Below are 26105 nucleotides of genomic sequence, written 5' to 3'. Positions count from 1 at the left end.
ACAAGGACCTCGTCTTCAAAGGACTGCCATGTACCAACGCAATATCCTGGTCGAACAGACCGATCCCGAAATCTGGGCCGCCATTCAAGCCGAAAACGCGCGCCAGGAACATCACATCGAGCTGATCGCCAGCGAGAACTACGCCTCGCCGGCCGTCATGGCCGCCCAGGGCTCGCAGCTCACTAATAAATACGCCGAAGGCTACCCGGGCAAGCGCTACTACGGCGGCTGCGAGCACGTCGACGTGGCCGAGCAACTGGCCATCGACCGCGTCAAGCAGATCTTCGGTGCCGATGCCGCCAACGTGCAGCCGCATTGCGGCGCCTCGGCGAACGAAGCCGTGATGCTCGCCTTCCTGAAGCCCGGCGACACCATCATGGGCATGAGCCTGGCCGAAGGCGGTCACCTGACCCACGGCATGCCTCTCAACATGAGCGGCAAGTGGTTCAACGTGGTGAGCTACGGCCTGGACGCCAACGAAGCCATCGACTACGACGCGATGGAACGCAAGGCGCATGAGCACATGCCCAAGCTGATCATCGCGGGCGCCTCGGCCTACTCGCTGCACATCGACTTCGAGCGCTTCGCCAAGGTCGCCAAGGACGTCGGCGCGATCTTCATGGTCGACATCGCCCACTACGCCGGCCTCGTGGCTGCGGGCGTGTACCCCAACCCGGTGCCGCACGCCGACATCGTGACCTCGACCACGCACAAGAGCCTGCGCGGCCCGCGCGGCGGCATCATCCTGATGAAGTCGCAGCACGAGAAGGCGATCAACAGCGCCATCTTCCCCGGCCTGCAAGGCGGCCCGCTGATGCACGTGATTGCCGCCAAGGCCGTCGCGTTCAAGGAGGCCCTGACGCCCGAGTTCAAGGCCTACCAGCAACAGGTGGTCAAGAACGCCCAGATCGTGGCCGACACCCTCACCGCGCGCGGCCTGCGCATCGTGAGCGGACGCACCGAAAGCCACGTCATGCTGGTCGACCTGCGCTCCAAGGGCATCACCGGCAAGGAAGCCGAAGCCGTGCTGGGCGCCGCCCACATGACGATCAACAAGAACGCGATCCCCAACGACCCGGAAAAGCCGATGGTCACCAGCGGCGTGCGCATCGGCACCCCCGCCATGACCACGCGCGGCTTCAAGGACGAAGAGGCCCGCATCACGGCGAATCTGGTGGCCGACGTGCTCGAGAACCCGCGCGATGCGGCGAACATCGACGCGGTGCGCGCCAAGGTCCACGCCTTGACGAGCCGCTTCCCTGTCTACCGTTGATTTCGTAAATAGAAGAAGAGAAGCACTGGCCGCATGAAATGCCCTTTTTGCGGTCATCTCGAAACGCAGGTCGTCGAGACCCGCGTTTCGGAAGACGCCGACTTCGTCCGCAGGCGCCGCCAGTGCAGCGCCTGCGACAAGCGCTTCACCACGTATGAGCGCCCGGACGTCAATTTCCCCGTCGTGGTCAAGAAGGACGGCAGCCGCGCCGACTTCGACTCGACCAAGGTCCGCGCCTCGATGATGCTGGCGCTGCGCAAGCGCCCGGTGAGCATCGAGCAGATCGACAACGCCCTGCTGCGCATCGAACAGAAGCTGCTGGCCAGCGGCCTGCGCGAAATCGATTCGACGAAAGTCGGCGAACTCGTGATGCGCGAACTCAAGAAACTCGACAAGGTCGCCTACGTGCGCTTTGCCTCGGTGTACCGCAGCTTCGAGGACGTCGACGAGTTCCGCCAGCTGCTGCGCGACATCTGACCCCCGAGAAGGCGTGAACGAACCCGGCATGTCCTCTTCCCGACACGACGCCTCCCACATCGCCACCGCCCTGCGGCTGGCCACCTCCGCGATCCGCCTGACCGACCCGAACCCGCGCGTCGGCTGCGTGCTGTGCGACGCCAACGGCCGCGTGATCGGCCAGGGCCACACGCAACAGGCCGGCGGCCCGCATGCCGAGGTGATGGCACTGCGCGACGCGCAGGCCCAGGGCCATTCGACCGCGGGTGCCACCGCCTACGTCACGCTCGAACCCTGCTCGCACCATGGCCGTACCGGCCCCTGCTGCGACGCGCTCATCGCCGCCGGCGTGCGCCGCGTCGTGGCCTCGCTGGCCGACCCGAACCCGCTCGTGGCGGGACAGGGCTTCGAGCGCCTGCGTGCGGCGGGCGTCGAGGTCGAAGTCGGACCGGGCGCCGACGAATCCCGCGAACTCAACATCGGCTTCTTCAGCCGCATGATCCGCCAGCAGCCTTGGGTTCGAATGAAGATCGCCGCCTCGATCGACGGCCGCACCGGCCTGCACAACGGCGTGAGCCAGTGGATCACCAGCGAGGCCGCGCGCGCCGACGGCCACGCCTGGCGGGCCCGTACCGGTGCCGTGCTGACCGGCGTCGGCACGCTGCTCGAAGACAACCCGCGCCTGGACGTGCGCCTGGTCGACACGCCGCGCCAGCCCCACCTCGTGGTGGTCGACAGCCATCTCCAGACTTCGCCCGACGCTCACATTTTCATAGCTGGCCGCGCCGTCTGGATCTACGCCGCCAGCCGGCACAACGAAGAAAAGGCGGCCGCACTCGAAGCCCGCGGCGCCACCATCACCTGCCTGCCCAACCTGCACGGCAAGGTCGACCTGCCCGCGATGCTCCAGGACCTCGCGGCGCGCGGCGTCAACGAACTGCACGTCGAATCGGGCCACAAGCTCAACGGCTCGCTGCTGCGCGAAGGCTGCGTGGACGAGCTGCTGGTGTACCTGGCGCCCAAGCTGATCGGCAGCGGACTCGACATCGCCAGCCACCTGCATGCCGAAGGCCCGCTCACGTCGCTGACGGGTGCGTTGCCGCTCGAATTCAAGTCGGTGGACATGCTGGGGCCCGACCTGCGCATCGTCGCGCGCGTCGCCGGCCGCGACCGCTTCTGAGCCGCCGCCCACGCGGCGCGGCACATTCGCAGCCGCAAACCGGCCCTTCGGGCCGAAGACCCCTCGATGTCTGCGAAAATGTGGAAATGTTCACCGGAATCATCACCGGCGTGGGGCGCATCGCCGCCATCCACGACCTCGGCACCTCCTCCTCCTACGGCAAGCGACTCAGCATCGAGGTGCCCGACGGCTACCTCGACGACGTCGGGCTCGGCGACAGCATCGCGCTCAACGGCGCCTGCATGACGGTCACCACGCTCGCACCTGAACGCGGGCAATTCACTATCGACATTTCCGCGGAGTCCCTCGACAAGACGGCCGGCCTGACCGACGAAGGCAGCCGCATCAACCTCGAGAAGGCCCTGCGCGCGAGCGACCGTCTCGGCGGCCACATCGTCTCGGGCCACGTGGACGGCATCGGCCACGTGAGCTTCTTCGCGCCGGTCGGCGAAAGCTGGGAGCTGCGCGTGGTCGCACCGCCTGCCCTCGCCCGCTTCCTGGCCTACAAGGGCTCGATCACCATCAACGGCGTGAGCCTCACGGTCAACAACGTGGCTGACATCGAAGGCGGCGCCGAGATCAGCATCAACCTGATCCCGCACACCGTGGAAAACACCTCCCTCGGCGGCCTGAAGGCCGGCTCGAAGGTCAACCTCGAAATCGACACCGTGGCGCGCTACGTGGAGCGCATGCTTCAGGCCGGCATGCTCACACCCTCTCCTACGTCTCCCAAGGACACTTCGAAATGAACGCCTCCGTCACGCCGATCGGCGCCCCGCGCGCCGACCGTGCACCCGCACCGATCTCCCCGGTCGAAGACATCGTGGCCGAGCTGGCCGCCGGCCGCATGGTCATCCTCGTGGACGAGGAAGACCGCGAGAACGAAGGCGACATCGTCATCGCCGCCGACCACATCACCGCCGAATCCATCAACTTCATGGCCCGCCACGCGCGCGGCCTGATCTGCCTCACGCTCTCGCGCGAGATGTGCGAGCGGCTGCAGCTGCCGCCGATGGTCCAGCGCAACGGCGCCAAGCACTCCACCGCCTTCACCGTCTCCATCGAGGCAGCCGAAGGCGTGACCACCGGCATCTCGGCCGCCGACCGCGCCCGCACCGTGCAGGCCGCCGTGGCACGCAACGCCGTGGCCGCCGACCTGGTGCAGCCCGGCCACATCTTCCCGCTGCAGGCGGTGGACGGCGGCGTGCTCATGCGCGCCGGCCACACCGAAGCCGGCTGCGACCTGGCCGCCATGGCCGGCTGCTCGCCCGCCTCGGTGATCTGCGAAGTGATGAACGAAGACGGCACGATGGCCCGCCTGCCCGACCTGCAGATCTTCGCGGCCGAGCACGGCCTCAAGATCGGCACGATTGCCGCGCTCATCGAGCACCGCAGCCGCGTCGAATCGCTGGTCGAGAAGGTCGGCCGCCGCGAGATCCAGACCAACTGGGGCGCCTTCACGGCCCACGCCTTCATCGACAAGCCCAGCCGCGGCGTGCACCTGGCACTGGTGCGCGGCCAGTGGGCGCCTGAAGACACGGTGTCGGTGCGCGTGCACGAGCCGCTGTCGGTGCTCGACGCGCTCGAAGTCAACCGCCCGATGCACTCTTGGAGCCTGGACGCCAGCCTCTCGCACATCGCGAACGAAGGCAAGGGCGTGGCCGTGCTGCTGAACTGCGGCGAAACCGCGGCCGAGCTGCTCGCGCAGTTCGACGGCACCGCGCGCCCCGCGCAAGCCCCGGAGCGCGGTCGCATGGACCTGCGCAACTACGGCATCGGCGCGCAGATCCTGCGCGAATGCGGCGTGCACAAGATGAACCTGCTCGGCGCGCCGCGTCGCATGCCGAGCATGGCCGCCGGCTTCGGTCTCGAAATCGCCGGTTACCTCACGAAAGACTGAACGACCATGCAAGGTTCCAACAAGGGCGAGATCACGCTCAATGGCAAAGGCCTGCGCATCGGCATCGTGCAGGCGCGCTTCAACGCCGACATCACCGATGCGCTGGCCACGGCCTGCCTGTCGGAGCTCGAAGCGCTCGGCGTGGCCGCCTCCGACATCCATCATGTGCAGGTGCCCGGCGCACTCGAAGTGCCCGTGGCGCTGCAGGCGCTCGCCGAGCGCGGCGGCTACCACGCGCTCGTGGCGCTGGGCTGCATCATCCGCGGCGAGACCTACCACTTCGAACTGGTGGCCAACGAATCGGGCGCGAGCGTGAGCCGCGTCGCGCTCGACTACCGCCTGCCCATCGCCAACGCGATCCTCACGACCGAAAACCTCGAACAGGCCGTCGCCCGCCAGACCGACAAGGGCCGCGACGCAGCCCAGGTGGCGGTCGAGATGGCACAACTGCTGGCCACCCTTTCATGACCGAAGACACCTCCAAGTCCGCCAAGTCCCGCCAGTCGCGCACCGGCCTCACGAGCACGGGCGTTCGCAAGGCCGCGGCCAAGTCGAACCGCAGCCGCGCACGCGAGTTCGCGCTGCAGGCGCTCTACCAGCACCTGGTGGGCCGCAACGACCCGACCGACATCGACCACTTCACGCGCGACCTCGCGGGCTTCCACAAGGCCGACGCGGCGCACTACGACGCGCTGCTGCACGGCTCGATCAACGGTGCCGAACAGCTCGACGCGCTGATCCTGCCGCTGCTGGACCGCAAGTTCGCAGAGATCTCGCCCATCGAGCACGCCGTGATGTGGATCGGCGTGTACGAGTTCCAGAACTGCCCCGATGTGCCCTGGCGCGTGGTGCTCAACGAGTGCATCGAACTTGCCAAGGAATTCGGCGGCACCGACGGCCACAAGTACGTGAACGCCGTGCTCAATGGCCTGGCGCCGCAGCTGCGCCCGCTCGAAGTGGAAGCCGACCGGGCCACCGGCAAGGCGCGCCCATGAGGATCTCGACGCGCGCGCAGCGCATCGAACCGTTCTATGTGATGGAGGTCGCGAAAGCGGCTGGGGTGCTGGCCCGTGAAGTGGCCCACACCGACCGCCCGATGATCTTCCTGAACATCGGCGAGCCCGACTTCACCGCCCCGCCCCTGGTGCAGGAAGCGGCCGCCCGCGCCGTGCGCGCCGGCGCCACGCAGTACACGCAGGCCACCGGCCTGGACCACCTGCGCGAACGCATCAGCGGTTGGTACAAGCAGCGCTTCAACGTCGACGTGCCGGCGCGCCGCATCGTCGTCACGGCCGGTGCCTCGGCCGCGTTGCAGCTGGCCTGCCTCGCGCTGATCGAATCGGGCGACGAGATCCTGATGCCCGACCCGAGCTACCCCTGCAACCGCCACTTCGTGAGCGCTGCGGATGGCAAGGCCGTGCTGGTGCCGACCACGGCCGAGGAGCGCTTCCAGCTCACCGCCGCCAAGGTCGAAGCCGCCTGGACCGACAAGACGCGCGGCGTGCTGCTGGCCTCGCCCTCGAACCCGACCGGCACCTCGATCGCGCCCGACGAGCTGCGCCGCATCCACGAGGTGGTGTCGCAGCGCGGTGGCATCACGCTGATCGACGAGATCTACCTGGGCCTGTCGTACGACGATGCCTTCGGGCAGACGGCGCTGGCCATCGACGACAACGTCATCAGCATCAACAGCTTCAGCAAGTACTTCAACATGACCGGTTGGCGCCTGGGCTGGCTGGTGGTGCCCGAGGTGCTGGTGCCGGTGGTCGAGCGCCTGGCGCAGAACCTCTTCATCTGCGCGAGCACGGTGTCGCAGTACGCCGCGCTGGCCTGCTTCGAGGCCGAGAGCATCGCCGAGTACGAACGCCGCCGCGCCGAGTTCAAGGCGCGCCGCGACTGGTTCATTCCGCAACTGAACGCCCTGGGCCTGAACGTGCCCGTGGTGCCCGACGGCGCCTTCTACGCCTGGGCCGACTGCACGAGCGTGGCCGACAAGCTCGGCATCTCGGGCAGCTGGGACTTCGCCTTCGAGACCATGAAGCGCGCCCACCTGGCCGTGACGCCGGGCCGCGACTTCGGCATCGCCGAGACCGCGAAGTTCGTGCGCTTCTCCACCGCCAGCTCGATGGCGCACCTGCAGGAATCGGTCGAGCGCCTGCGGGCCATGATCGCCCAATGAGCGTAGCGCCGGGCCGCCCCAAGCAAGCTCGCGCCGCAGTGCGAAGCACGGAGGCATGCAAGTGACTTTCGAGTTTCCGATCCGCGTCTACTGGGAGGACACCGATGCCGGCGGCATCGTGTTCTACGCCAACTACCTGAAGTTCATGGAGCGCGGTCGCACCGAGTGGCTGCGCTCCCTGGGCGTCGAGCAGCGCAAGCTCAAGGAAGCCACCGGCGGCCAGTTCGTGGTGAGCGAAACGCAGCTCAAATACCATCGGCCCTCGCGGCTGGACGACGAACTGCTGGTTACAGCCGAGCTGCGGCAACTGGGCACCGCGTCGTTGATAATCGGTCAGCGCGTGCTATCAAAAACAGAGCAAGAACGCACCGGGGCCGCGGCACCGGTCTTGCTTTGCGAAGGCACGATCCGCATCGGCTGGGTGGACGCCGCCACCTTGCGCCCTGCGCGCATTCCGGCCCAAGTTTCGGGAACCCTCGAGCACTCCAGCGGCTCCATGACTCAACCTTTCAAGCCATGAACCAAGATCTCTCCATCATCAATCTCCTGCTCCACGCCAGCTTCGTGGTGCAACTGGTCGTGCTGCTGCTGGTGATCGTGTCGGTCGCCAGCTGGGCCGCCATCATCCGCAAGTACTTTGCCCTCAAGCGCATCCGCGTGCTCAACGACGACTTCGAACGCGAGTTCTGGTCGGGCACCAGCCTGAACGAGCTGTTCGCCTCGGCGGCGCAGAACGCCAAGTTCGCCGGCCCCATGGAGCGCATCTTTGCCTCCGGCATGCGCGAGTACCAGAAGCTGCGCGAGCGCCACGTGACCGACGCGGCCACGCTGCTCGACGGCGCCCGCCGCGCCATGCGTGCGAGCTTCCAGCGCGAACTCGATGCGGCCGAGCAGAACCTGTCGTTCCTGGCCACCGTCGGCTCGGTGTCGCCTTATGTGGGCCTCTTCGGCACGGTCTGGGGGATCATGCATGCCTTCACCGGCCTGGCCGCCCTCACGCAGGTGACGCTGGCCACCGTGGCGCCCGGCATCGCCGAAGCGCTGGTGGCCACGGCCATCGGCCTGTTCGCCGCCATTCCCGCGGTGGTCGGCTACAACCGCTTCGCGCGCGAGATCGACAAGATCGCCATCGCGCTGGAGACCTACATCGAAGAGTTCTCCAACATCCTGCAGCGCAACCTCTCGGCCAACCCCGGCGCCGTGACGCCCGCCGCCTCGGTCACCGCCGCGAACCGCTGAAGAGCGGCGCGCACAAGACAAAGGACGCGACGACATGCCCGCCGTTTCATCCCGGGGCCGCGGCCGCCGCACGATCAACGAGATCAACATGGTCCCGTTCATCGACGTGATGCTGGTGCTGCTGATCATCTTCATGGTCACGGCCCCGCTCATCACGCCGAGCGTGATCAACCTGCCGACGGTCGATCGGGCCAACAAGCAGCCGGACAAGCCCATCGAGATCGTCATCAAGAGCGACGACGAAGTGCAGATCAAGAAAGACCCGTCCACCGGCACCGGCGGCGCGTCGATTCCCATGACGCAGATCGGCTCGGCGGCCAAGGCCGCGCAAGGCGGCGACGCCCAGCGCCCCGTGGTCATCAGCGCCGACAAGTCGGTGAAGTACGAAACCGTCGTGAAGGCGATGAACCAGCTCAAGCGCAGCGGCATCGAGCGCGTGGGGCTGTCGGTCACGACCACGGGCGGCAAGTAAGGCATGTCGCTCGCCCTGGATCGCCCCGAGTTCGCGCCGCCGCCGCAACGCGGCACGCCCCGCGCGGTTGCGCTCGCCCTCATTGCCCACGCGCTGCTGATCGCCGCCCTCACCTGGGGCGTGCGCTGGCGCAGCGAAGCCGACGACGGCGCGGTCGATGCCGAGCTGTGGTCCACCACGGTGATGCAGGCCGCCCCGCGCCTGTCGGTGCCGGAGCCGCCGGCCCCCGTGCCCGCACCGCCGCCGCCTGCGCCCGCACCGCCCCCGCCGCCTCCCCCGGCCGTCAAGCCGCCCGAGCCGGCGCCCGCCCCTGCGCCCGACATCGCGCTGGAGCGCGAGAAGAAGCTCAAGGAGCAGAAGGCGCAGAAGGAGCGCGAGCTCGAGCAGCAGCGCGTGCAGCAGCAAAAGAAGAAAGAGCTCGAGGCCAAGGAGCGCGCCGAGGACGAAGCCGAGCGCAAGAAAGAGCAGCAGAAGAAGCTGGCCGAGCAGAAGAAGCAGCAGGAAGCCGAGGCCAAGCAGGCCGAAGCGAAGAAGGCGGAGGCGGCCGCCAAGCAGGCCGCCGCCGACCGCGCCGCGACGCTCAAGCGCATGCAGGGCCTGGCAGGCGCCAGCGGCAGCGACGATGCCAAGGGCAACGCCCAGCGCTCGTCCGGCCCGTCCAGCGGCTATGCCGGCCGCATTGCCGCCGCCGTGCGCCCGAACATCACCTTCCCCGATGCCGACAGCGTGAACGGCAACCCCGAGGCCGAGTTCGAAGTGCGACTGGCACCCGACGGCACCATCGTCGGCGTCAAGCTCGCCAAGTCCAGCGGCCTTCCGGCCTGGGACGAAGCGGCCGAACGCGGTCTTCGCAAGACCGACAAGCTGCCGCGCGACACGGACGGGCGCATCTTTCCGTCGCTCATCGTCACGCTCAAGCCCAAGCGTTGACACCCCGCAATCACCCACATCGTGGGTGATTGCAAGCGACACCACCCGCTCGTTTAGGATCGTCGGCAACTCATTGTTGCTGGCGCTCCTGACATGGTCGACTCTTTCCCTGCCGTTCGCCTCCAAGACCTGGCGCCGCTGCCCTACCAGCAGGCACTGGCCGCCCACCTCCAGGCGAACGAACCCGAGGCCTGGCGCTGGGCCGCTTCGGCCGAAGCGCGCGAAGAACACACGGCCGCCATGCGCGCCGAGCTGCTGCGCAGCGCCTACCGCCTCGACGCCGACGCGCACCCCGACCTGCACGCGGACGCCACCCTGGCCGCGCAGCGGCTGGGCGTCACGGCGCGCATCACGCTCTACCAGGCCCCGTCCGGCGACGGCGCGGCCATGAACGCCGCGATCTACGTCGTGCCGGGCGAGGCGCACATCGTGCTCTCGGGCCCGCTGCTCGAAAAGCTGCAGCCGCCCGAGCGCCAGGCCGTGCTCGGGCACGAGCTCGCGCACTACCTGCTGTGGGAGCGCGACGGCGGCAAGCACCACGTCGTCGATCGCCTGCTGCACGCCACCGCGGCCGACCCGCGCGCCGACGCGAGCCACCTGCAGGCCGCGCGGCGCCATGCGCTGTACACCGAGGCCTTTGCCGACCGCGGCGGCTGCGTGGCCTGCGGCGCGCTCGAGCCCGCCGTGAGCGCGCTCATCAAGATCGAGACCGGCCTCACGCAGGTCAACGTGGCGAGCTACCTCGCGCAGGCCGAAGAAATCTGCGCCGACCCCAACAACAAGGCGCTGCAGACGCGCGGCGTGAGCCACCCCGAGGTGTTCGTGCGCGCCCGCGCGCTGCGCCTGTGGGCCGGCCGCGAGCACGACGCCGACGAATGGCTGGCCGCCGCGCTCGAAGGTCCGCTCGACCTGGGCACGCTCGACATGCTTGGCCAGCAGCGCGTGAGCGCACTCACGCGCGGCACCCTGGCGCAGCTGCTGCAGCGGCCCGTGCTGCAGTCGGAATCGCTGCTGGCGCATGCGCGCCGCTTTTTCCCCGACTTCGCGCCGCCCACGTCGGCGATGCCGCCGCCCGAGCCCGCGCCCGCCGGCCTGCTCGACTACCTGGCCAGCGTGCTGGTCGACTTCGTCGCCGCCGATCCCGAGATGGACGACGTCACCCTCGCCGCCGCGCTGGGCCTGGCCGATGCACTCGGCTGCGACACGCCCTTCGAACAGCGCGTGCTGAAGGACCTGGGTCTGTCCAAACGCAACTTCACCCGCGTCAAGCGCGACGCCGCCGCCCTGCTCGACAGGGCCGCCACATCTTCTTCGCAGGCCGCCGCCGCATGACCCTCGCTCCCGCCCCGCTCCTGCAACTGCTCGCCACCGGCGAGACCCACGGCGGCCTGCAGACCGACGACGTGCTCAAGCTCGTGCTGCCGCTGCTGCGCGAGGTCTCGGCCCTGCACGAACTCGGCCACGTCGCCGCGCTCGGCAACGCTTTTGCCTACCGCGTGACCGACGCGCCCGCCGAACCCGCGCTGGCGCTGGCCCAGCCCGAAGGCACCGCGCCGCGCCGCCACCCCGAGGCCATCGCGCCGCTCGAACAACCCGCCGCCTCCGTGCTACGCGTGGTCGGCGAAACGCGCCTGACCGTCGATGCCGAAGCCGGCGTCGCGCTCGAGAACCTCGCGGTGATGCCCGAGGCCGGCCCCGACACCGTGCCCACGCGCCCCGTCTACCTGCCCGGCTACGCCGCGTGGGAGCTGCGCCTGGGCCACCACGACGCGCTTGGCGACATCCTGTGCCTGGGCCAGGTGCTGGCCAGCCTGTCGTGCGGGCTCGACTTCACCGACGGCGACGACCTGACCCGCTTTGCCACGCACCGCGGCAACCTGTTCGAGCTGAACCGCCGGCTGCACCCGGTGGTGGCCGCGGTGATCTTCGAGATGACCGCGCTCGACCGCCACGAGCGCGCACGCGACCTGCCCTCGGTCATCCGCCGCCTCGAGACCTACCGCGACCAGCCCGTCGATCTCGGCCTGGACCGCATCGCACCCGCAAGAGACGGCGCGGGCCAGCGCCGCCAGGCGATCCAGCTGCACCTGCGCGACCGGCTGTTCGACCTGTCGCGGCGCAACCGCCTGCTGTACTTCAAGCCGACGCAGGCGCATGTGAACCTCACCATCGCCAGCGTGCCGCTGGTGGTCGACCTCAACAGCATCCGCACCGACCAGCTGTGCGTGTGGGACGGCCGCTTCGCCGCCGACATCGCCAGTTGCGACCCCGTGCCGCTCGCGCGCTGGCTGCGCTTCGAAGACCAGCCCTACCTGCCCGGCGCGCTCGACCGCATCCTGCAGGAGGCGCGGCGCGACCGGGCCGAGTACGGCTTCTCGCAGCTGTCGCTGGTGATCGCCTTCCTGCGCTGGCACAACCTCAAGGAGGGCGAGGCCGAACGCGCCGAGCGCATCGCCTCGCCGCTGCTGATGCTTCCGGTGGAGCTCACGCGCAAGAAAGGCGTGCGCGACCAGTACCTGCTCGAAGCCTCGGCCAGCGAGGCGCAGGTGAACCCCACGCTGCGCCATCACCTGCGCCAGCTCTACGGCATCGCACTGCCCGAGACGGTCGACCTGCGCGAGACCTCGCTCGAGCAGTTCCACGCCCAGCTGTCGGCGCAGATCGCGCAGAGCGAACCCGGCGTGCAGCTGCGGCTCGTGAAGCAGCCCGAGATCGCCGTGATGCACCAGCGCGCGCGCCAGCGGCTCGAACAGTTCAAGCGCCGCACCCGCGTGCGCTCGCCCTCGGCGGTGCCGGTGGCCGCGCAAGACTTCAGCTACGCGCAGGACGACTTCCGCCCGCGCGGGCTGCAGCTGTTCCATGCGCGCGTGCGCCCCGTGCCGCTGCCGGTGCGCGAGGCCGTCGGCGGTGCGCCGCAGCCGCGCGCGCCGCAGATGGCGGCCACGGCCACGACCGCCACCAGCGACACCGAGCGCAAGACCTTCGCGCTGCGCGAGAGCAGCGGCAACCCCTATCAGTGGGACATCGACCTCACGGCCGTGACGCTGGGCAACTTCAACCACCGCAAGATGTCGCTGGTGCGCGACTACTCGGGGCTGGCCGAATCCGACCTGGCGAGCGAGGCCTTCGACCGCGTGTTCTCGCTGCAGCCGCGCCGCGTCGACGGCGAGACGCCGCCCGCCCTGCCGCTGGCCGACCAGTGGCCCGTGGTGCAGGCCGACGCGACGCAGACCGCCGCGGTAGCGCTGGCGCGCACCGGCACCAGCTACATCATCCAGGGCCCGCCGGGCACGGGGAAGTCGCAGACCATCACCAACCTGATCGCCGACTACGTGGGCCGCGGCCAGCGCGTGCTGTTCGTCTGCGAGAAGCGCGCCGCCATCGACGTCGTGTTCCACCGCCTGCGCCAGCAGGGGCTGGACGAGCTGTGCTGCATGATCCACGACTCGCAGGGCGACAAGAAGGCCTTCGTGCAGAACCTGCGCAAGACCTACGAGCTGTGGCTCGAGGCGCCCGGCACGCTGGCGCAGGAAAGCGCCGAGCGCACGCAGGTGCTCGACGCGATGGACCTCGACCTGCGCGCGCTCGAACGCTTCGATGCCGCCATGCACGACGTGCCCGACCACATCGCCGTGACGCTGCGCGAGCTGCTGTCGCGGCTGGTGACGCTCAAGGCCAGCGACCCGTCGCTCACGCCGCTGCAGGCCGAGGCGCTGCCCGCCTTCGCGGCCTGGCGCCGGCATGCGGAGCTGGTGTCGCGCCTGCACCTTGCCGTGACCGAAAGCCTGGGCGCGCCCAACTTCGCGCAGCATGTGTTCGCGCAGCTCTCGCCCTCGCTGCTGGCGCAAGAGAAACCGCTGGCGCGGCTGGTCGAGCGCAGCGAACGCGCCATCGACCTGAGCGCCCCCTGCCGCGATGCGCTGGTCGATGCCTGGCCGCCGCTGGCCGAGGCCGGCGTGCTATGGCGCGATGCGCTGGCCGTAGTGGCCGATGCGCGCAGCGTCGCCGCGCTGGCCGCGCGTGGCCAGCTGGCGCTGCTTGACGCGGCGCACCCGAGCAGCCTCGCGCTCGGCAACGCCCTGAACGAAAGACGCACCCTGCAGCAGGCGCTCGACGCGCAGCTGCAGCGCACCGCCCACTGGCGCGACAAGCTCTCGCCCGGCGACACCGAAGCCGCGCTGGCGCAGGCCCGCGCGCAGCAGGGCTCGCTGCTGCGCTGGCTGCAGCCCTCGTGGTGGCGCCTGTCGGGCGAACTCAAGCGCCGCTATGACTTCGCCGCGCATGCCGTGCGTCCGCAGCCCAGCCAGATCCTCGACGACCTGCGCGCCGAACAGGCCGCGCGCACCGCGCTCGACCAGCAGGCGGCGCGCCTCGAGGCCGACTACGGCTGCACCGACGCCGAGGCCTTCGCGCAGCAGCTGCAGGCGATGCGCGGCATCGACGCCGGCGCCGGCCTGCGCGCGGCGTTCCAGGCCCACCTGCGCACCGACGCGGGCCGCCGCAGCGTCGAGCAGCTCGTCGCCGCCGCGCCGCGCGTCGACACGCTCGACGCCCTCTGGCACGACCTGCTGCACGACGCCGGCGCGCAACCGCTGGACGCGCTCGACGCCCTGGCCCGCACGCTGCGCGACCAGGCCGACGCGCTGCCGTCGGTGCTCCAGCCGCTGCAGGAGCTGGCCGACGCCGACCCGGCCGTGGCCGCCGCGCTGCGCACCCTGCCGCTGCCGCCCGAGGCCATCGAGTACGCCGTCGCGCGCGAAGGGCTGGAACGCGTGTACCGCACCGAGCGCTGGCTGCCGCGCTTCGACGGCGCTGCGCTGGCACGCCATGCGCAGCGCCTGGGCGAAGGCGAACGCAAGCTGCTCGAACGCAATGCGCGCACGCTCGCCGCCGCGGTGCGTCAGCGTTTCCGCGACCATGTGCAAAAGAGCGCCCTGCCCGCCAGCCAGCTCGACGCCGACGGCAAGGTCTTCAAGAAGAGCTACAACGCGGGCCGCCGCGAGCTCGAACACGAGTTCGGCAAGACCATGCGCTACAAGGCGATCCGCGAACTCGCCAGCGGCGACACCGGCCGCGTGGTGCGCGACATGAAGCCCATCTGGCTCATGAGCCCGCTGTCGGTGTCCGACACGCTGCCGCTCGCGGCCGACCTGTTCGACGTGGTGATCTTCGACGAGGCGAGCCAGATCCCGGTCGAAGAAGCCGTGCCCGCGCTGTACCGCGCGCCGCAGATCATCGTGGTGGGCGACGAGATGCAGCTGCCGCCCACGAGCTTCTTCTCGTCGGGCCGCGACGCCGAGGAAGACACCGTGTCGGTCGCAGGCGACGACGCGGAGAACGGCGAGGAAGGCGAACGCATCGCCGTCGTGCTCGACGCCGACAGCCTGCTGAACCAGGGCGCGCGCAACCTGCCGGCCACGCTGCTGGCCTGGCACTACCGCAGCCGCTACGAATCGCTCATCGGTTTTTCGAACGCGGCCTTCTACGCGGGCAACCTGTACACCATTCCCGACCGCAGCCTGCCCGCGCCCGAACGCGGCGAGATCGTGGCGCAGTCGCGCAGCCCGACGGACGAGTCCGTGAAGGCGCAGGTCGACGCCCTGCTCTCGCGCGCCATCAGCTTCCACCGCGTGGCCGATGCGGTGTACGAGAACCGCATCAACGATGGCGAAGCGCGCCACATCGCGCAGCTGGTGCGCGAGCTGCTGCGGCGCGAGACCGGGCGCAGCCTGGGCATCGTGGCGTTCTCCGAGGCGCAACAGGGCGAGATCGAGGAGGAGCTGAACGCGCTCGGCGCGGTCGATGCCGACTTCGCGGCACGGCTGGAGGCCGAGTACGTGCGCGAGGAAGACGACCAGTTCTGCGGCCTCTTCATCAAGAACCTGGAGAACGTGCAGGGCGACGAGCGCGACATCATCATCCTCAGCATCTGCTACGGCCCCAACCCCGAGGGCCGCATGCTGATGAACTTCGGCCCCATCAACCAGCGCGGTGGCGAGAAGCGGCTGAACGTGATCTTCAGCCGCGCCAAGCACCACATGGCGGTGGTCTCGACCATCCGCCACGAGGCGATCACCAACGACCACAACGAGGGCGCGGCGGCGTTGAAGAACTTCCTGCGCTATGCCGAGTGCCTGTCACGCGGCGACGAGGACACGGCGCGGCGCGTGCTCGAAGGCATGAACCCGCTGGCGCGCGGCCATGTGACGCGGCAGGCGCGCACGGACGAGGTCACGGCGCAGATCGCGCAGGCGCTGCGCGCACGCGGCCATGCGGTGGACGAACAGGTGGGTCAGTCGCGTTTTCGCTGCGACCTCGCGGTGCGCGCCTCGGGCCAGGGCCACTATGCGCTGGGCCTCCTCGTGGACGGCGCGGCGCAGGAAGGCACGCGCCACAACGTGCTGGAACGCTACGTCTCGCGTCCGCGCATCCTCGACGCGTTCGGCTGGCAGGTGATGCAGGTGCTGGCCAAGGACTGGCTGCACGCCCCCGAGGCCGTGCTCGACCAGGTCGAACAGGCGCTCGGGAAAAAGGCCGGGGTCAGCGCAGGACGGTGATGACGCGCTTGACGTCGAGTTCGGTCTTGCCGGTGAGCCGGTCCTTGTCGAACTCGCCGCTGAGTTCGACGCGCACCTTGTCGTCGATCTTCACGCCCGGCGGGAAGTACTTGGCGTCGATCTCGACCTTCAGGCGGCCCGTGTCGTCGGCAAAGGTGTAGTGCTCGCCGCCGTCGTGCGAGACGATGAAGCCGCGCACCGTGGCGTGCTGGTCGTCCTGGCCGGTCTCGATCAGCTGCTTGACCGTCAGGTTCGGCACCGAGCTCGGGCCGGCGTACTGGGCCCAGGCCGCGGCCATGGGCAGCGCCACGCCGAACGTCAACGCGGTGGTCTTGAGAATCTTCTTGAAATGCATGCGGTCATTCCTCCTGTGAGTGGCCCAAGGCCAGGTTGCAACAGACTGATGGACCGCGCGCAGGCCCCGAGGTTCCCCGGGGCCGCGCGATCCGATCAATCGTAGATGACCTGCGCCTTGCCCGCTTCGGCCTGCGCGGTCCAGCTCGCGAGCGCCGCATCGGTCGGGAAGAACTTGGCGCGCTCGCCCAGCTGCAACTCGACCTGCGCCCCGCCCCGCGCCATCGACAGACGCACGGGCAGGCCGTGCACCAGGTCGCCGACCTCGGTCTGCTCGGTGCGCGCCGGAAAGTCTTTCAGCAGGCGCGCGATCTCCGGCACCTTGCCATTGACCGCCACGCGCAGGAACTTGCCGAAGCGGCAGCGCGCCGAGGCCAGGTCCCACACCTGCTGCACCTGGAAGCGCGCCTCGAAGCCGCCGCGCGCGGGCTGCAGCTTGCCGCTCACGATGACGAGCTCGTCGTCCTTCAGCGTGTTGCGGTTGGCGTTGATGAGCGCCTCGTCGGCCGTGGCGTCGATGGACTCCGACTTGTCGTCCAGCTTGAAGATCGCCAGCCGGCCGCGCTGGCCGTTGATGACGCGGAAGTCGCTCACGATGCCGGCGATGACCTGCGGGTCGCGGCTGTCGAGCAGGTCGCCGATCTCGCGCTTGCAGAAGCGCCGCACCTCGTGCGAAACCTCGTCGAACAGGTGGCCCGACAGGTAGAAGCCCACGGCGGTCTTCTCGAAGGTCAGCCGCTCCTTCACGCCCCAGGGCGTAGCGTCGACCAGGTCGGGTTCCTGCGTGGCCGAGCCGTGCTCGCAGTCGCCGAAGATGTCGGCCTGCGAGGCATTGGCCGCCGTGGAAATGGCGAACTCGAAGGCGCGGTCGACCGAGGCGATGAGCGAGGCGCGGTTCTGCTGGATCGCGTCGAACGCGCCGGCCTTGATGAGCGCCTCGACCGTGCGCTTGTTGATGCGCTGGCGGTCGATGCGCACGCAGAAGTCGTACAGGCTCTTGAACGGCCCGCCCTCTTCGCGCGCCCGCACCACGGCCTCGACCGCGAGCTGGCCCGTGCCCTTCACGGCGCCCAGGCCGTAGCGGATGATCCGGTTGGTGACGGGCTCGAAGCGGTAGTTGCCGCGGTTCACGTCCGGCGGCTCGAAGGTGATGTTGAAATTCTTCTGGGCGTCTTCGAACAGCAGCTTGAGCTTGTCCGTGTCGTCCATTTCCACGGTCATGTTGGCGCAGAAGAACTCGGCCGTGTAGTGGACCTTGAGCCAGCCCGTGTGGTACGCCAGCAGCGAGTAGGCGGCGGCGTGCGACTTGTTGAAGCCGTAGCCCGCGAACTTCTCCATCAAGTCGAAGATTTCGTCGGCCTTGTCCTGCACGATGCCGTGCGTGGCCAGGGCGCCCGCGCGGAACTTCTCGCGGTGCTCGGCCATTTCCTCGAGCTTCTTCTTGCCCATCGCGCGGCGCAGCAAGTCGGCGCCGCCCAGCGAGTAGCCGCCCAGGATCTGCGCGGTCTGCATCACCTGCTCCTGGTAGACCATGATCCCGTAGGTCTCGGAGAGCATTTCGGCCACGGCCGGGTGCGGGTACTCCACGTCTTCGCGGCCGTGCTTGCGCGCCACGAAGCTGGGAATCAGGTCCATCGGGCCCGGGCGGTACAGCGCGTTCAGCGCGATCAGGTCTTCCAGGCGCGTGGGCCGCGCGTCCTTCAGCATGCCCTGCATGCCGCGGGATTCAAACTGGAACACGGCCTCGGTCTTGCCGTCGGAGAACAGGCGGTAGGTCGGCCCGTCGTTCAGCGGGATGTTCTCGAACGCGAAGTTCTCCTGGCCCTTGTGGCGCTTCATGATGAACTCGCGCGCGATCTCCAGGATCGTGAGCGTGGCCAGGCCCAAGAAGTCGAACTTCACGAGGCCGATGGCTTCGACGTCGTCCTTGTCGTACTGGCTCACGGCCGATTCGCTGCCGGGTTGCTGGTACAGCGGGCAGAAGTCGGTGAGCTTGCCTGGCGCAATGAGCACGCCGCCGGCATGCATGCCGATGTTGCGGGTCATGCCTTCGAGCTTCTGCGCGAGCTCGACCAGCATGCGCACTTCTTCTTCCTTCTCGATGCGCTCCGCCAGCTGCGGCTCCATCTCGATGGCGTAGTTGTTCTTGTCGCCTTCGATCTTGGTCGCGGGCGGGTACTGCAGCGTCACCGACATGCCCGGCTTGTTCGGAATCAGCTTGCTGATGCCGTCGCAGAACATGTAGCTCATGTCGAGCACGCGGCCCACGTCGCGGATGGCCGCGCGCGCGGCCATGGTGCCGAAGGTGGCGATCTGGCTCACGGCGTTGCGGCCGTACTTGTCCTTCACGTAGTCGATCACGCGATCCCGGTTGCCCTGGCAGAAGTCGATGTCGAAGTCGGGCATCGAGACGCGTTCGGGGTTCAGGAAACGTTCGAACAGCAGCTTGTATTCGAGCGGGTCGAGGTCGGTGATCTTCAGCGCGTAGGCCACGAGCGAGCCGGCACCCGAGCCCCGGCCCGGGCCCACGGGGCAGCCGTTTTCCTTGGCCCACTTGATGAAGTCGCCCACGATCAGGAAGTAGCCGGGGAAGCCCATGTTCAGGATCGTGTTGATCTCGAACTCCAGGCGCTCCACGTAGCGCGGCCGCTCGGCCTCGCGCTTGGCTTCGTCGGGGTACAGGTGCTTCAGCCGCACCTCCAGGCCCTCGAACGACTCCTGGCGGAAGAACTCGCCGATCGGCATGCGCACGCCTTCGCTGATGAAGGGCGTGGGAAAGTCGGGCAGTTGCGGCTTGCCGAGCACCAGCGTGAGGTTGCAGCGCTTGGCGATCTCGACCGTGTTGGCCAGCGCGCTGGGCACGTCGGCAAAGAGCGCCTGCATCTCGGCGCTCGACTTGAAGTACTGCTCTTCGGTGAACTTGCGCACGCGGCGCGGGTTGCCAAGAATTTCGCCTTCGGAAATGCACACGCGCGCCTCGTGCGCCTCGTAGTCCTGGCGTTCGGCGAACTGCACCGGGTGCGTGGCCACCACCGGCAGCTTCAGGCGGGCGGCGAGCTTCACGGCGGCGATCACGTGCGGCTCGTCCTCGGGACGGCCGGCGCGCTGCAGCTCGATGTAGAAGCGGTGCGGGAACATACCCGCAAGTTGCAGCGCCAGTTCGGCGGCGCGCTCTTCCTGGCCCTGCAACAGCGGCTGGCCCAGCGGCCCGGCCTGCGCGCCCGACAGCGCGATCAGCCCGCCCTGCAGTTCCTGCAGCCATTCGAGCTTGCAGGCCGCCTGCGACTGGCCGCGGCTCACGTTCTGCGTCCAGGCGCGGGCCAGCAGCTCCGACAGGTTGAGGTAGCCCTCCATGTTCTGCACCAGCAGAATGAGGCGGGTCAGCGCGCCGGGCTCCTTGCCCAGCCCGTCGATGAAGATTTCAGCGCCGATGACGGGCTTGACGCCCTTGCCCCGGCCCTGTTTGTAGAACTTGACCGTCCCGAACAGGTTGTTCAGGTCGGTGATGGCCAGCGCAGGCTGCTTGTCGGCAGCGGCGGCCTTGATGACTTCGTCGATTCGATTCGTGCCATCGACGACGGAAAACTCGGTGTGCAGACGCAGGTGAACAAACATCCGTCGATTGTAGGAAGCGCCACCCCACGATGTGGTGCGGTGATCCCTACAATCCCGCCCCGTGCAAGAGATTTTGAATATCGCCGCCTACAAGTTCGTGGGCATCAACGACAGCCCCGTGCTGCGTGAGACCCTGCGCGAGCGCGCGCAGGCCCTGGGCCTGATGGGCACGGTCCTGCTGGCGCCCGAAGGTATCAACCTGTTTCTGGCGGGGACGGCGCAGGCCATCCACGCCTTCCTGGCCGACCTGCGCGCCGACGCGCGCTTTGCCGACCTCGAAACCAAGGAAAGCTGGTCGGCCACGCAGCCCTTCCGGCGCATGCTGGTGAAGCTCAAGCGCGAGATCATCCGCATGGATCATCCCGCGATCCAGCCCGCCGCCGGCCGCGCGCCTGGCGTGGACGCGCCCACGCTCAAGCGCTGGCTCGACCAGGGCCACGACGACGAGGGCCGCGAGATCGTGATGCTGGACACGCGCAACGACTTCGAAGTCGACGAAGGCACCTTCGACGGCGCGATCGACTGGCGCATCACCAAGTTCACCGAGTTCCCGCCCGCCCTGAAGGCGCATCGCGCCGACTTCGAGGGCAAGACGGTGGTGAGCTTCTGCACCGGCGGCATCCGCTGCGAGAAGGCCGCCATCCTCATGCGCGAGGAAGGCGTGGAGCACGTGCTGCAGCTCGAAGGCGGCATCCTCAAGTACTTCGAGGACGTCGGCGGCGCGCACTACCACGGCGACTGCTTCGTGTTCGACGGTCGCCGGGCCTTGGCGCCCGACCTCAGCGCGCGCGCGTCGGACGCCAGCGCCCGGGCCTCGGAAGACCCGGACATCGGCATCAAGCAATAAACCGAAGGCTCAGGTCGGCGTCGTGCCCGTGTCGGGCTCGCGCACGCCGAAGGGCTTGCCCGGCAGCGGAATGAACTCGGTCTCGCCGGGCACCTGGCCCATGCGCTGCGCGGCCCAATCGGCACCGGCTTCGAGGATGCGTTCGCGCCGGCTCGAGACGAAATTCCAGGTGATGTAGCGCGGGCCGTCGAGCGGCTCGCCGCCGATCACCATCAGGCGCACGGCGGCGTCGGCCGTGAACACCGCGCCCTGCCCGTCGGGCAGCACCGCCATCGTGTGGGCGGGGGCCGGCTCGCCATTCACGTTCGCATCGCCGTCGACCATGTAGACCGCCAGTTCGGGCGCCAGCGCGGGCAGCTCGAAACGCCCGCCAGCCGGCAGCGCGATGTCCAGGTAGACCGTCTGCGCCAGCGTCTTCACCGGCGAGCGCACGCCGAAGGCCTCGCCCACCAACACGCGCACCGGCACGCCCTGCACCGTCAGTTCGGGAATGGCGTCGGCCGGCGTGTGCTCGAAGCTGGGTTCGACCTCTTCATGGGCCTGCGGCAACGCGGCCCACAGCTGCAGGCCGTGGTTCACGAAAGTGTCGGCCAGCAGGCGCTCGGGCTTGCGCTCGGAGTGCACGATGCCGCGTCCCGCGGTCATCCAGTTGATGGCGCCGGGCTGGATCTCCTGCACGCTGCCCAGGCTGTCGCGGTGCATCATCGCGCCCTCGAACAGGTAGGTGACCGTCGACAGGCCGATGTGCGGGTGCGGCCGCACGTCGTGCGCGTTGCCGGGCTGCTCGGTGGCCGGGCCGAAATGGTCGAAGAACACGAAGGGCCCGACCGAGCGGCGCTGCGCCGCCGGCAGCACGCGCCGCACGTTGAAGCCACCGCCCAGATCCTTGTCGTGGGGCCGCAGCAATTGGATTTCGGGGATGGTGTCGGTCATCGTGGTGTCCTTGTGGGCGAAGTTCGGTGGGGCGTTATGCGCGTGATCTTGCCACCGCGCCCACGCGCTCGCCGAAGGCACGCGCGGTTTCCAGGTCGCCCTTGGGCATCTCGGCCGGGCTCGCGTCCGAGGGCGACTGCGTGAGCAGGCCGCCGTAGCCGCCGACGTAGTTCATGGCGTCGCGCGTGGCCGCCTTGTTGTTGGTCGGCAGGATGCCCATGCTGACCCAGATGCCGCTGTGCTGCATGGCCAGCGTCCACAGGTAGGTCATGGTCGTGACCTTGTCGCCGTTCATCGTGGCGCTGTTGGTGAAGCCGGCGAAGAGCTTGTCTTTCCAGCCTTGCGTGTACCAGACCTTGGACGACGCATCGGCGAATTTCTTGAACTGCCAGCTCACGCCGCCCATGTAGGTCGGCGAGCCGAAGATGATCGCGTCGGCCGCGGCCAGCGTCTCCCAGCCACCGGCCGGCAGGTTGCCGTCGGCGTCGATGGCGAGCAACTGCGCGCCCGCCCCGTCGGCCACGGCCTGGGCCACGCGCTGGGTGTGGCCGTAGCCGGAATGGAAGACAACGACGATGTTTGCCATGAAACGGATTTCCTCAAGGAAGCGATGAAGTCGGCAGGCCGCGCCCACGAGGTGTGCGCGGCCTGGGGGGAGCGAGCTTACTTTTTATCGATGCTGAAACGGCCGGCGCCGAAGGCGGCGAAAGCCAGCAGGCCGCCTGCGATGGCGATGTTCTTGAAGAACATCAGCTGGTTCACGAAGGCCTTGTCGGCGGGCATGGCCCAGTAGTTGTGGAACATCACGGCCGCAGCCACGGTGAAGATCGCCAGCACGATCGCCGACACGCGCGTCTTGAAGCCGACCAGCAGCAGCAGGCCGAGCCCCAGCTCCACGACGATCGCGATCACCGCCGCGACCTGCGGCAGCGGTGCGCCCACCGAGGAGATGTACCCCACGGTGCCGGCGAAGCCCATGAGCTTGCCGAAGCCGGCGGGCACGAACAGCGCTGCAAGCAGCACGCGGCCGATGAGTGCCAGGGTGTCCTGGGCAGCGTTGGGGGCGGTGGTTGTGGTGGTAATGGCCATGGTGGAACTCCTCGTTGGTTGTTGAAGCGAAAGGAACAAAAAAAAGAAAAAAGACGCCGTCTCAGGCCGTCAGGTCGAACACCAGCACTTCGGCATCCTTGCCGGCGCCGAGCGTGAGTTGCGATTCGCCTTCGAGCATCGCGGCGTCGCCGCCCACGAGCTTCTGGCCGTTGACTTCGAGCTCGCCGCGCACCAGGTGCACGTAGCTCTTGCGTTGCGGGTCGAGCGCCAGGCTGGCGGTCTCGCTGCCGTCGAACAGGCCGGCGAACAGGCGCGCGTCGGCGTTCACCGTCACCGAGCCGTCGCGGCCGTCGGGCGAGGCCACCAGGCGCAGGGTGCCGCGCTTTTCGGCGTCGCTGAACTGCTTCTGCTCGTAGCCGGGGGTGATGCCGCGTTCCTTGGGCTCGATCCAGATCTGCAGGAAGTGCGTGGTCTGGTCGGCCTTGTGGTTGAACTCGCTGTGCATCACGCCGCGGCCGGCGCTCATGCGCTGCACGTCGCCCGGCGGAATGGATTCGATGTTGCCCATGCTGTCCTTGTGCGCGAGTTCGCCCGAGAGCACGTAGCTGATGATCTCCATGTCCCGGTGGCCGTGGGTGCCGAAGCCGGCGCCCGCCGCCACGCGGTCTTCGTTGATCACCCGCAGGTTGCCGAAGCCCATGTAGGCCGGATCGTAGTACCCCGCGAAGGAAAAGCTGTGGAACGAGCGCAGCCAGCCATGGTCGGCATAACCGCGTTCCTGGGATTTACGCACTTGCAACATATCGAACTCCTTGCTGCCCCACCCGGTTCGGGCGCCTGGGCTTTCGTCGTGGGCCGCGCCGGATGCGCAGCGGATGAGAAGAATTCTGGACCTCCATCCCCCTCTGAAAGACGCCCGGTTTTGATGGCATCATTCAAATTATTTGAATGATGGAGCCCGCCCCATGACGAGCGCCCGAGACGTCCTCACCCCCGACGCGCTGGCCATGCTGCAGACGGTGGCCACCACCGGCAGCTTCGCCGCCGCCGCGCGCGCGCTCGGCCTGGTGCCCAGCGCGCTGAGCTACCGCGTGCGCCAGATCGAGGACGCCCTGGACGTGCTGCTGTTCGACCGCAGCGCGCGCCAGGCCCGCATCACCGAGGCCGGCGCCGAACTGCTGCGCGAGGCCGCGCGCCTGCTCGGCGAGATCGACGCCGTGGCCAACCGTGTGAAGCGCGTGGCCACCGGCTGGGAGCCGATGCTGACCATCGCGGTCGACAGCGTGATCGCACGCGACCCGCTGCTCGACCTGTGCACCGCCTTCTTCGCGCTCGAGCCGCCCACGCGCCTGAAGCTGCGCGACGAAACCCTGCTCGGCACCATCGAGGCGCTGACCAGCGGCGAGGCCGACCTGGCGATCGGCGCGGTGCTCGATGCCGCGAGCCTGGCCTTCACCGCCACCGGCATCCGCAGCCGGCCGATCGGCGAACTGCGCTTCGTGTTCGCCGTGGCGCCGCACCATCCGCTCGCGCGCCTGCCGCAGCCGCTGAGCGACGCGGTGCTGCGCCAGCACCGCGCGGTGGCCGCTGCCGACTCGGTGCGCAGCGGGCCGAGCATGACGGTGAACCTCGTCGGCGGGCAGGACGTGCTCACCGTGCCCAGCATGCAGGCCAAGATCGCGGCGCAGCTGCACGGCCTGGGCGGCGGCTTTCTGCCCGAGCCGATGGCGCGGCCCTACATCGAGGCCGGCCACCTCGTCGAACTGCAGACCGAACGCCAGCCGCCGCTGGGCACCATGCACTGCGCGTGGCGCGTGCGCAGCGCGGGCAAGCCGGGGCGCGCGCTCGAATGGTGGCTCGCGCAGTTCGAGCACGAGGGCACGCGCAAGGCGCTGCTCGAACGGCACCGGGGCCGCTGAACGCCGCGCGATGACGGCGTCATAAGGGTCGCCCCCAGCCCGGCGACGCGCGCAGACCGAGGTAGAGTGTGCACGGCCTCCTCAGTCATCACCCTGTCAAAAGAAAAGAGTCCGCCATGCCCAAAGCCAAAGCCCGCGCCACCGCCGACCGCCACCGAACTCCCGCCGCCGCCCGCCATTTCGCCGTGATCGGCGCCGGCATTGCCGGCGTGGCCTGCGCCCGCACGCTGATGCAGGCCGGGCACCGTGTCACGGTGTTCGAACGCGAGGCCACGCCGGGCGGGCGGATGGCGAGCATCGACACCGCCTTCGGCCGCTTCGACAGCGGCGCCCAATACTTCACCGTGCGCGACCCGCGCTTTGCACAGGTGCTGGCCACCACGCCCGCGCTGTGCCGCCCCTGGAGCGCCAACCTCGTGCGCGTGCTCGACGCCCACGGCCGCGTGGCCGAGGCGGCGTTGCCTTCGCTGGAGCCACACTGGGTCGCCCAGCCCGGCATGGACGCGCTCGTGGCCCACTGGGCCGCGCCGCTGGGCGAGCACCTCGTCACCGGCACCCAGGTCACCCGCATCGAGCCCGACGCGCTCGACGCCACCCGCTGGCAGCTGCGCACCGCCGGCGCGGACGATTCGCAGCACGTGTACTCCGGCTTCGACGCCGTGCTGCTGGCCGTGCCGCCCGCACGCACCCGCGAACTGCTCGCCGGCGGCGACCGCTCGGCCACGCTGAGCCGCAAGATCGAACCCGTGCGCATCGCGCCCTGCTGGACGCTGATGATCGCCTTCCCCCAGGCCAACCAGGCCAACATGTCACACCTCGGCCCGCAATGGAACGTGGCGCGCAGCACCCACCACCGCGTGGCATGGCTGGCGCGCGAATCGTCCAAGCCCGGCCGCGAGCGCGTCGAGCGCTGGACCCTGCAGGCCAGCGCCACCTGGTCGGAAGAACACCTGCGCGACACGCCCGCGCGCATCGAGGCCAAGCTGCTGCGCGCCTTCTCGGAGATCACCGGCATCCACGCCACGCCCAGCCACGCCAAGGCGCGCTGCTGGCCCGAAGCGCAGACGCAGGTGCCCGTGGGCCAGACCCACCTGTGGGACGCCAAGGCGCGCATCGGCATCGCCGGTGACTGGTGCATCGGCCACCGCGTGGAAGACGGTTTCGTTTCGGGCCTCTCGCTGGCCCTGGCCGTTCTCTAGGT

Annotated in this window: 23 protein-coding genes; 17 read left to right on the top strand and 6 right to left on the bottom strand. The window is 68.9% G+C overall.

Annotation, left to right across the window (positions count from 1 at the left end; all coding sequences use genetic code 11):
- Window positions 1–28: 28 nt before the first annotated feature.
- The 14 genes from glyA (at window position 29) to AC07O4_RS12565 (ending at window position 16186) form a co-directional block, all read left to right on the top strand.
- Window positions 29–1273 carry a serine hydroxymethyltransferase gene (glyA, locus tag AC07O4_RS12630; protein WP_139705484.1) on the top strand — a complete coding sequence of 415 codons (1245 nt, stop codon included), beginning with the start codon at window positions 29–31 and terminating at the stop codon, window positions 1271–1273.
- Between the two features lie 33 nt (window positions 1274–1306).
- On the top strand, window positions 1307–1750 hold the full coding sequence (nrdR, locus tag AC07O4_RS12625) for a transcriptional regulator NrdR (RefSeq protein WP_007836918.1): 444 nt from the start codon (window positions 1307–1309) through the stop codon (window positions 1748–1750).
- A 28-nt stretch (window positions 1751–1778) separates the two neighbouring features.
- A complete protein-coding gene (gene ribD, locus AC07O4_RS12620; protein WP_495304713.1) occupies window positions 1779–2909 on the top strand; it encodes a bifunctional diaminohydroxyphosphoribosylaminopyrimidine deaminase/5-amino-6-(5-phosphoribosylamino)uracil reductase RibD in 1131 nt (376 codons plus the stop codon).
- Window positions 2910–2995: 86 nt separating this feature from the next.
- Entirely contained in the window at window positions 2996–3658 is a 663-nt protein-coding gene (locus AC07O4_RS12615; protein ID WP_495304712.1) for a riboflavin synthase, read from the top strand.
- Window positions 3655–4809 carry a bifunctional 3,4-dihydroxy-2-butanone-4-phosphate synthase/GTP cyclohydrolase II gene (gene ribBA, locus AC07O4_RS12610; RefSeq protein ID WP_495304711.1) on the top strand — a complete coding sequence of 385 codons (1155 nt, stop codon included), beginning with the start codon at window positions 3655–3657 and terminating at the stop codon, window positions 4807–4809. The genes AC07O4_RS12615 and ribBA overlap by 4 nt, the downstream gene beginning before the upstream one ends.
- 6 nt (window positions 4810–4815) lie before the next feature.
- Window positions 4816–5277 (top strand): 6,7-dimethyl-8-ribityllumazine synthase, encoded by a 462-nt coding sequence (gene ribH, locus AC07O4_RS12605; RefSeq protein WP_070060391.1) that lies wholly within the window; start codon window positions 4816–4818, stop codon window positions 5275–5277.
- Window positions 5274–5804 carry a transcription antitermination factor NusB gene (gene nusB, locus AC07O4_RS12600; protein WP_070060390.1) on the top strand — a complete coding sequence of 177 codons (531 nt, stop codon included), beginning with the start codon at window positions 5274–5276 and terminating at the stop codon, window positions 5802–5804. The genes ribH and nusB overlap by 4 nt, the downstream gene beginning before the upstream one ends.
- Window positions 5801–6988, top strand: a complete 1188-nt coding sequence (locus AC07O4_RS12595) for a pyridoxal phosphate-dependent aminotransferase (protein WP_495304710.1) — start codon at window positions 5801–5803, stop codon at window positions 6986–6988. The genes nusB and AC07O4_RS12595 overlap by 4 nt, the downstream gene beginning before the upstream one ends.
- 61 nt (window positions 6989–7049) lie before the next feature.
- Entirely contained in the window at window positions 7050–7508 is a 459-nt protein-coding gene (gene ybgC, locus AC07O4_RS12590) for a tol-pal system-associated acyl-CoA thioesterase (RefSeq protein WP_062481580.1), read from the top strand.
- The gene (gene tolQ, locus AC07O4_RS12585) at window positions 7505–8227 is read left to right on the top strand and encodes a protein TolQ (protein ID WP_070060387.1); all 723 of its coding nucleotides are present in this window, start codon (window positions 7505–7507) and stop codon (window positions 8225–8227) included. The genes ybgC and tolQ overlap by 4 nt, the downstream gene beginning before the upstream one ends.
- A 34-nt stretch (window positions 8228–8261) precedes the next feature.
- A complete protein-coding gene (locus tag AC07O4_RS12580) occupies window positions 8262–8699 on the top strand; it encodes an ExbD/TolR family protein (RefSeq protein ID WP_070060386.1) in 438 nt (145 codons plus the stop codon).
- Between the two features lie 3 nt (window positions 8700–8702).
- On the top strand, window positions 8703–9629 hold the full coding sequence (gene tolA / locus AC07O4_RS12575; protein ID WP_159277190.1) for a cell envelope integrity protein TolA: 927 nt from the start codon (window positions 8703–8705) through the stop codon (window positions 9627–9629).
- 93 nt (window positions 9630–9722) lie between these two features.
- Entirely contained in the window at window positions 9723–10961 is a 1239-nt protein-coding gene (locus tag AC07O4_RS12570) for a M48 family metalloprotease (protein WP_495304709.1), read from the top strand.
- Window positions 10958–16186 carry a PDDEXK-like endonuclease domain-containing protein gene (locus AC07O4_RS12565; protein ID WP_495304708.1) on the top strand — a complete coding sequence of 1743 codons (5229 nt, stop codon included), beginning with the start codon at window positions 10958–10960 and terminating at the stop codon, window positions 16184–16186. Before AC07O4_RS12570 ends, AC07O4_RS12565 begins: the two co-directional genes overlap by 4 nt.
- Here the strand turns inward: AC07O4_RS12565 and AC07O4_RS12560 are convergent.
- Both AC07O4_RS12560 and dnaE read right to left on the bottom strand, forming a co-directional pair.
- A complete protein-coding gene (locus AC07O4_RS12560) occupies window positions 16170–16541 on the bottom strand; it encodes a YgiW/YdeI family stress tolerance OB fold protein (protein ID WP_083259096.1) in 372 nt (123 codons plus the stop codon). The genes AC07O4_RS12565 and AC07O4_RS12560 overlap by 17 nt on opposite strands.
- A gap of 95 nt (window positions 16542–16636) precedes the next feature.
- A complete protein-coding gene (gene dnaE, locus AC07O4_RS12555; protein ID WP_495304707.1) occupies window positions 16637–20155 on the bottom strand; it encodes a DNA polymerase III subunit alpha in 3519 nt (1172 codons plus the stop codon).
- Window positions 20156–20216: 61 nt separating this feature from the next.
- On the opposite strand from dnaE, the gene AC07O4_RS12550 reads away from it, so the two are divergent.
- Window positions 20217–21002 (top strand): sulfurtransferase, encoded by a 786-nt coding sequence (locus tag AC07O4_RS12550; RefSeq protein WP_495304706.1) that lies wholly within the window; start codon window positions 20217–20219, stop codon window positions 21000–21002.
- 9 nt (window positions 21003–21011) lie between these two features.
- Here AC07O4_RS12550 and AC07O4_RS12545 read toward each other — a convergent pair whose 3' ends face one another.
- The 4 genes from AC07O4_RS12545 to AC07O4_RS12530 all read right to left on the bottom strand — a co-directional run bounded on the left by AC07O4_RS12545 (window position 21012) and on the right by AC07O4_RS12530 (window position 23787).
- A complete protein-coding gene (locus AC07O4_RS12545) occupies window positions 21012–21935 on the bottom strand; it encodes a pirin family protein (RefSeq protein WP_495304705.1) in 924 nt (307 codons plus the stop codon).
- 34 nt (window positions 21936–21969) lie between these two features.
- On the bottom strand, window positions 21970–22521 hold the full coding sequence (locus tag AC07O4_RS12540) for a flavodoxin family protein (protein WP_070060379.1): 552 nt from the start codon (window positions 22519–22521) through the stop codon (window positions 21970–21972).
- Window positions 22522–22598: 77 nt separating this feature from the next.
- Window positions 22599–23024: a DoxX family protein gene (locus AC07O4_RS12535; protein ID WP_174254368.1), complete on the bottom strand. Its 426-nt coding sequence runs from the start codon at window positions 23022–23024 to the stop codon at window positions 22599–22601.
- Window positions 23025–23085: 61 nt separating this feature from the next.
- Window positions 23086–23787 (bottom strand): pirin family protein, encoded by a 702-nt coding sequence (locus AC07O4_RS12530; protein WP_492685477.1) that lies wholly within the window; start codon window positions 23785–23787, stop codon window positions 23086–23088.
- Between the two features lie 163 nt (window positions 23788–23950).
- Here AC07O4_RS12530 and AC07O4_RS12525 point away from each other — a divergent pair, with 163 nt between their 5' ends.
- The gene (locus AC07O4_RS12525; RefSeq protein ID WP_095947849.1) at window positions 23951–24904 is read left to right on the top strand and encodes a LysR family transcriptional regulator; all 954 of its coding nucleotides are present in this window, start codon (window positions 23951–23953) and stop codon (window positions 24902–24904) included.
- Window positions 24905–25020: 116 nt separating this feature from the next.
- A complete protein-coding gene (locus AC07O4_RS12520) occupies window positions 25021–26103 on the top strand; it encodes an NAD(P)/FAD-dependent oxidoreductase (protein WP_495304704.1) in 1083 nt (360 codons plus the stop codon).
- The last annotated feature ends 2 nt before the right edge of the window (window positions 26104–26105 follow it).

Source organism: Variovorax sp. GW821-FHT09D04 (genome assembly GCF_059416405.1).
The sequence above is the reverse complement of the archived record's forward strand: the minus strand, read 5'-3'. Positions and strand labels throughout refer to the sequence as shown.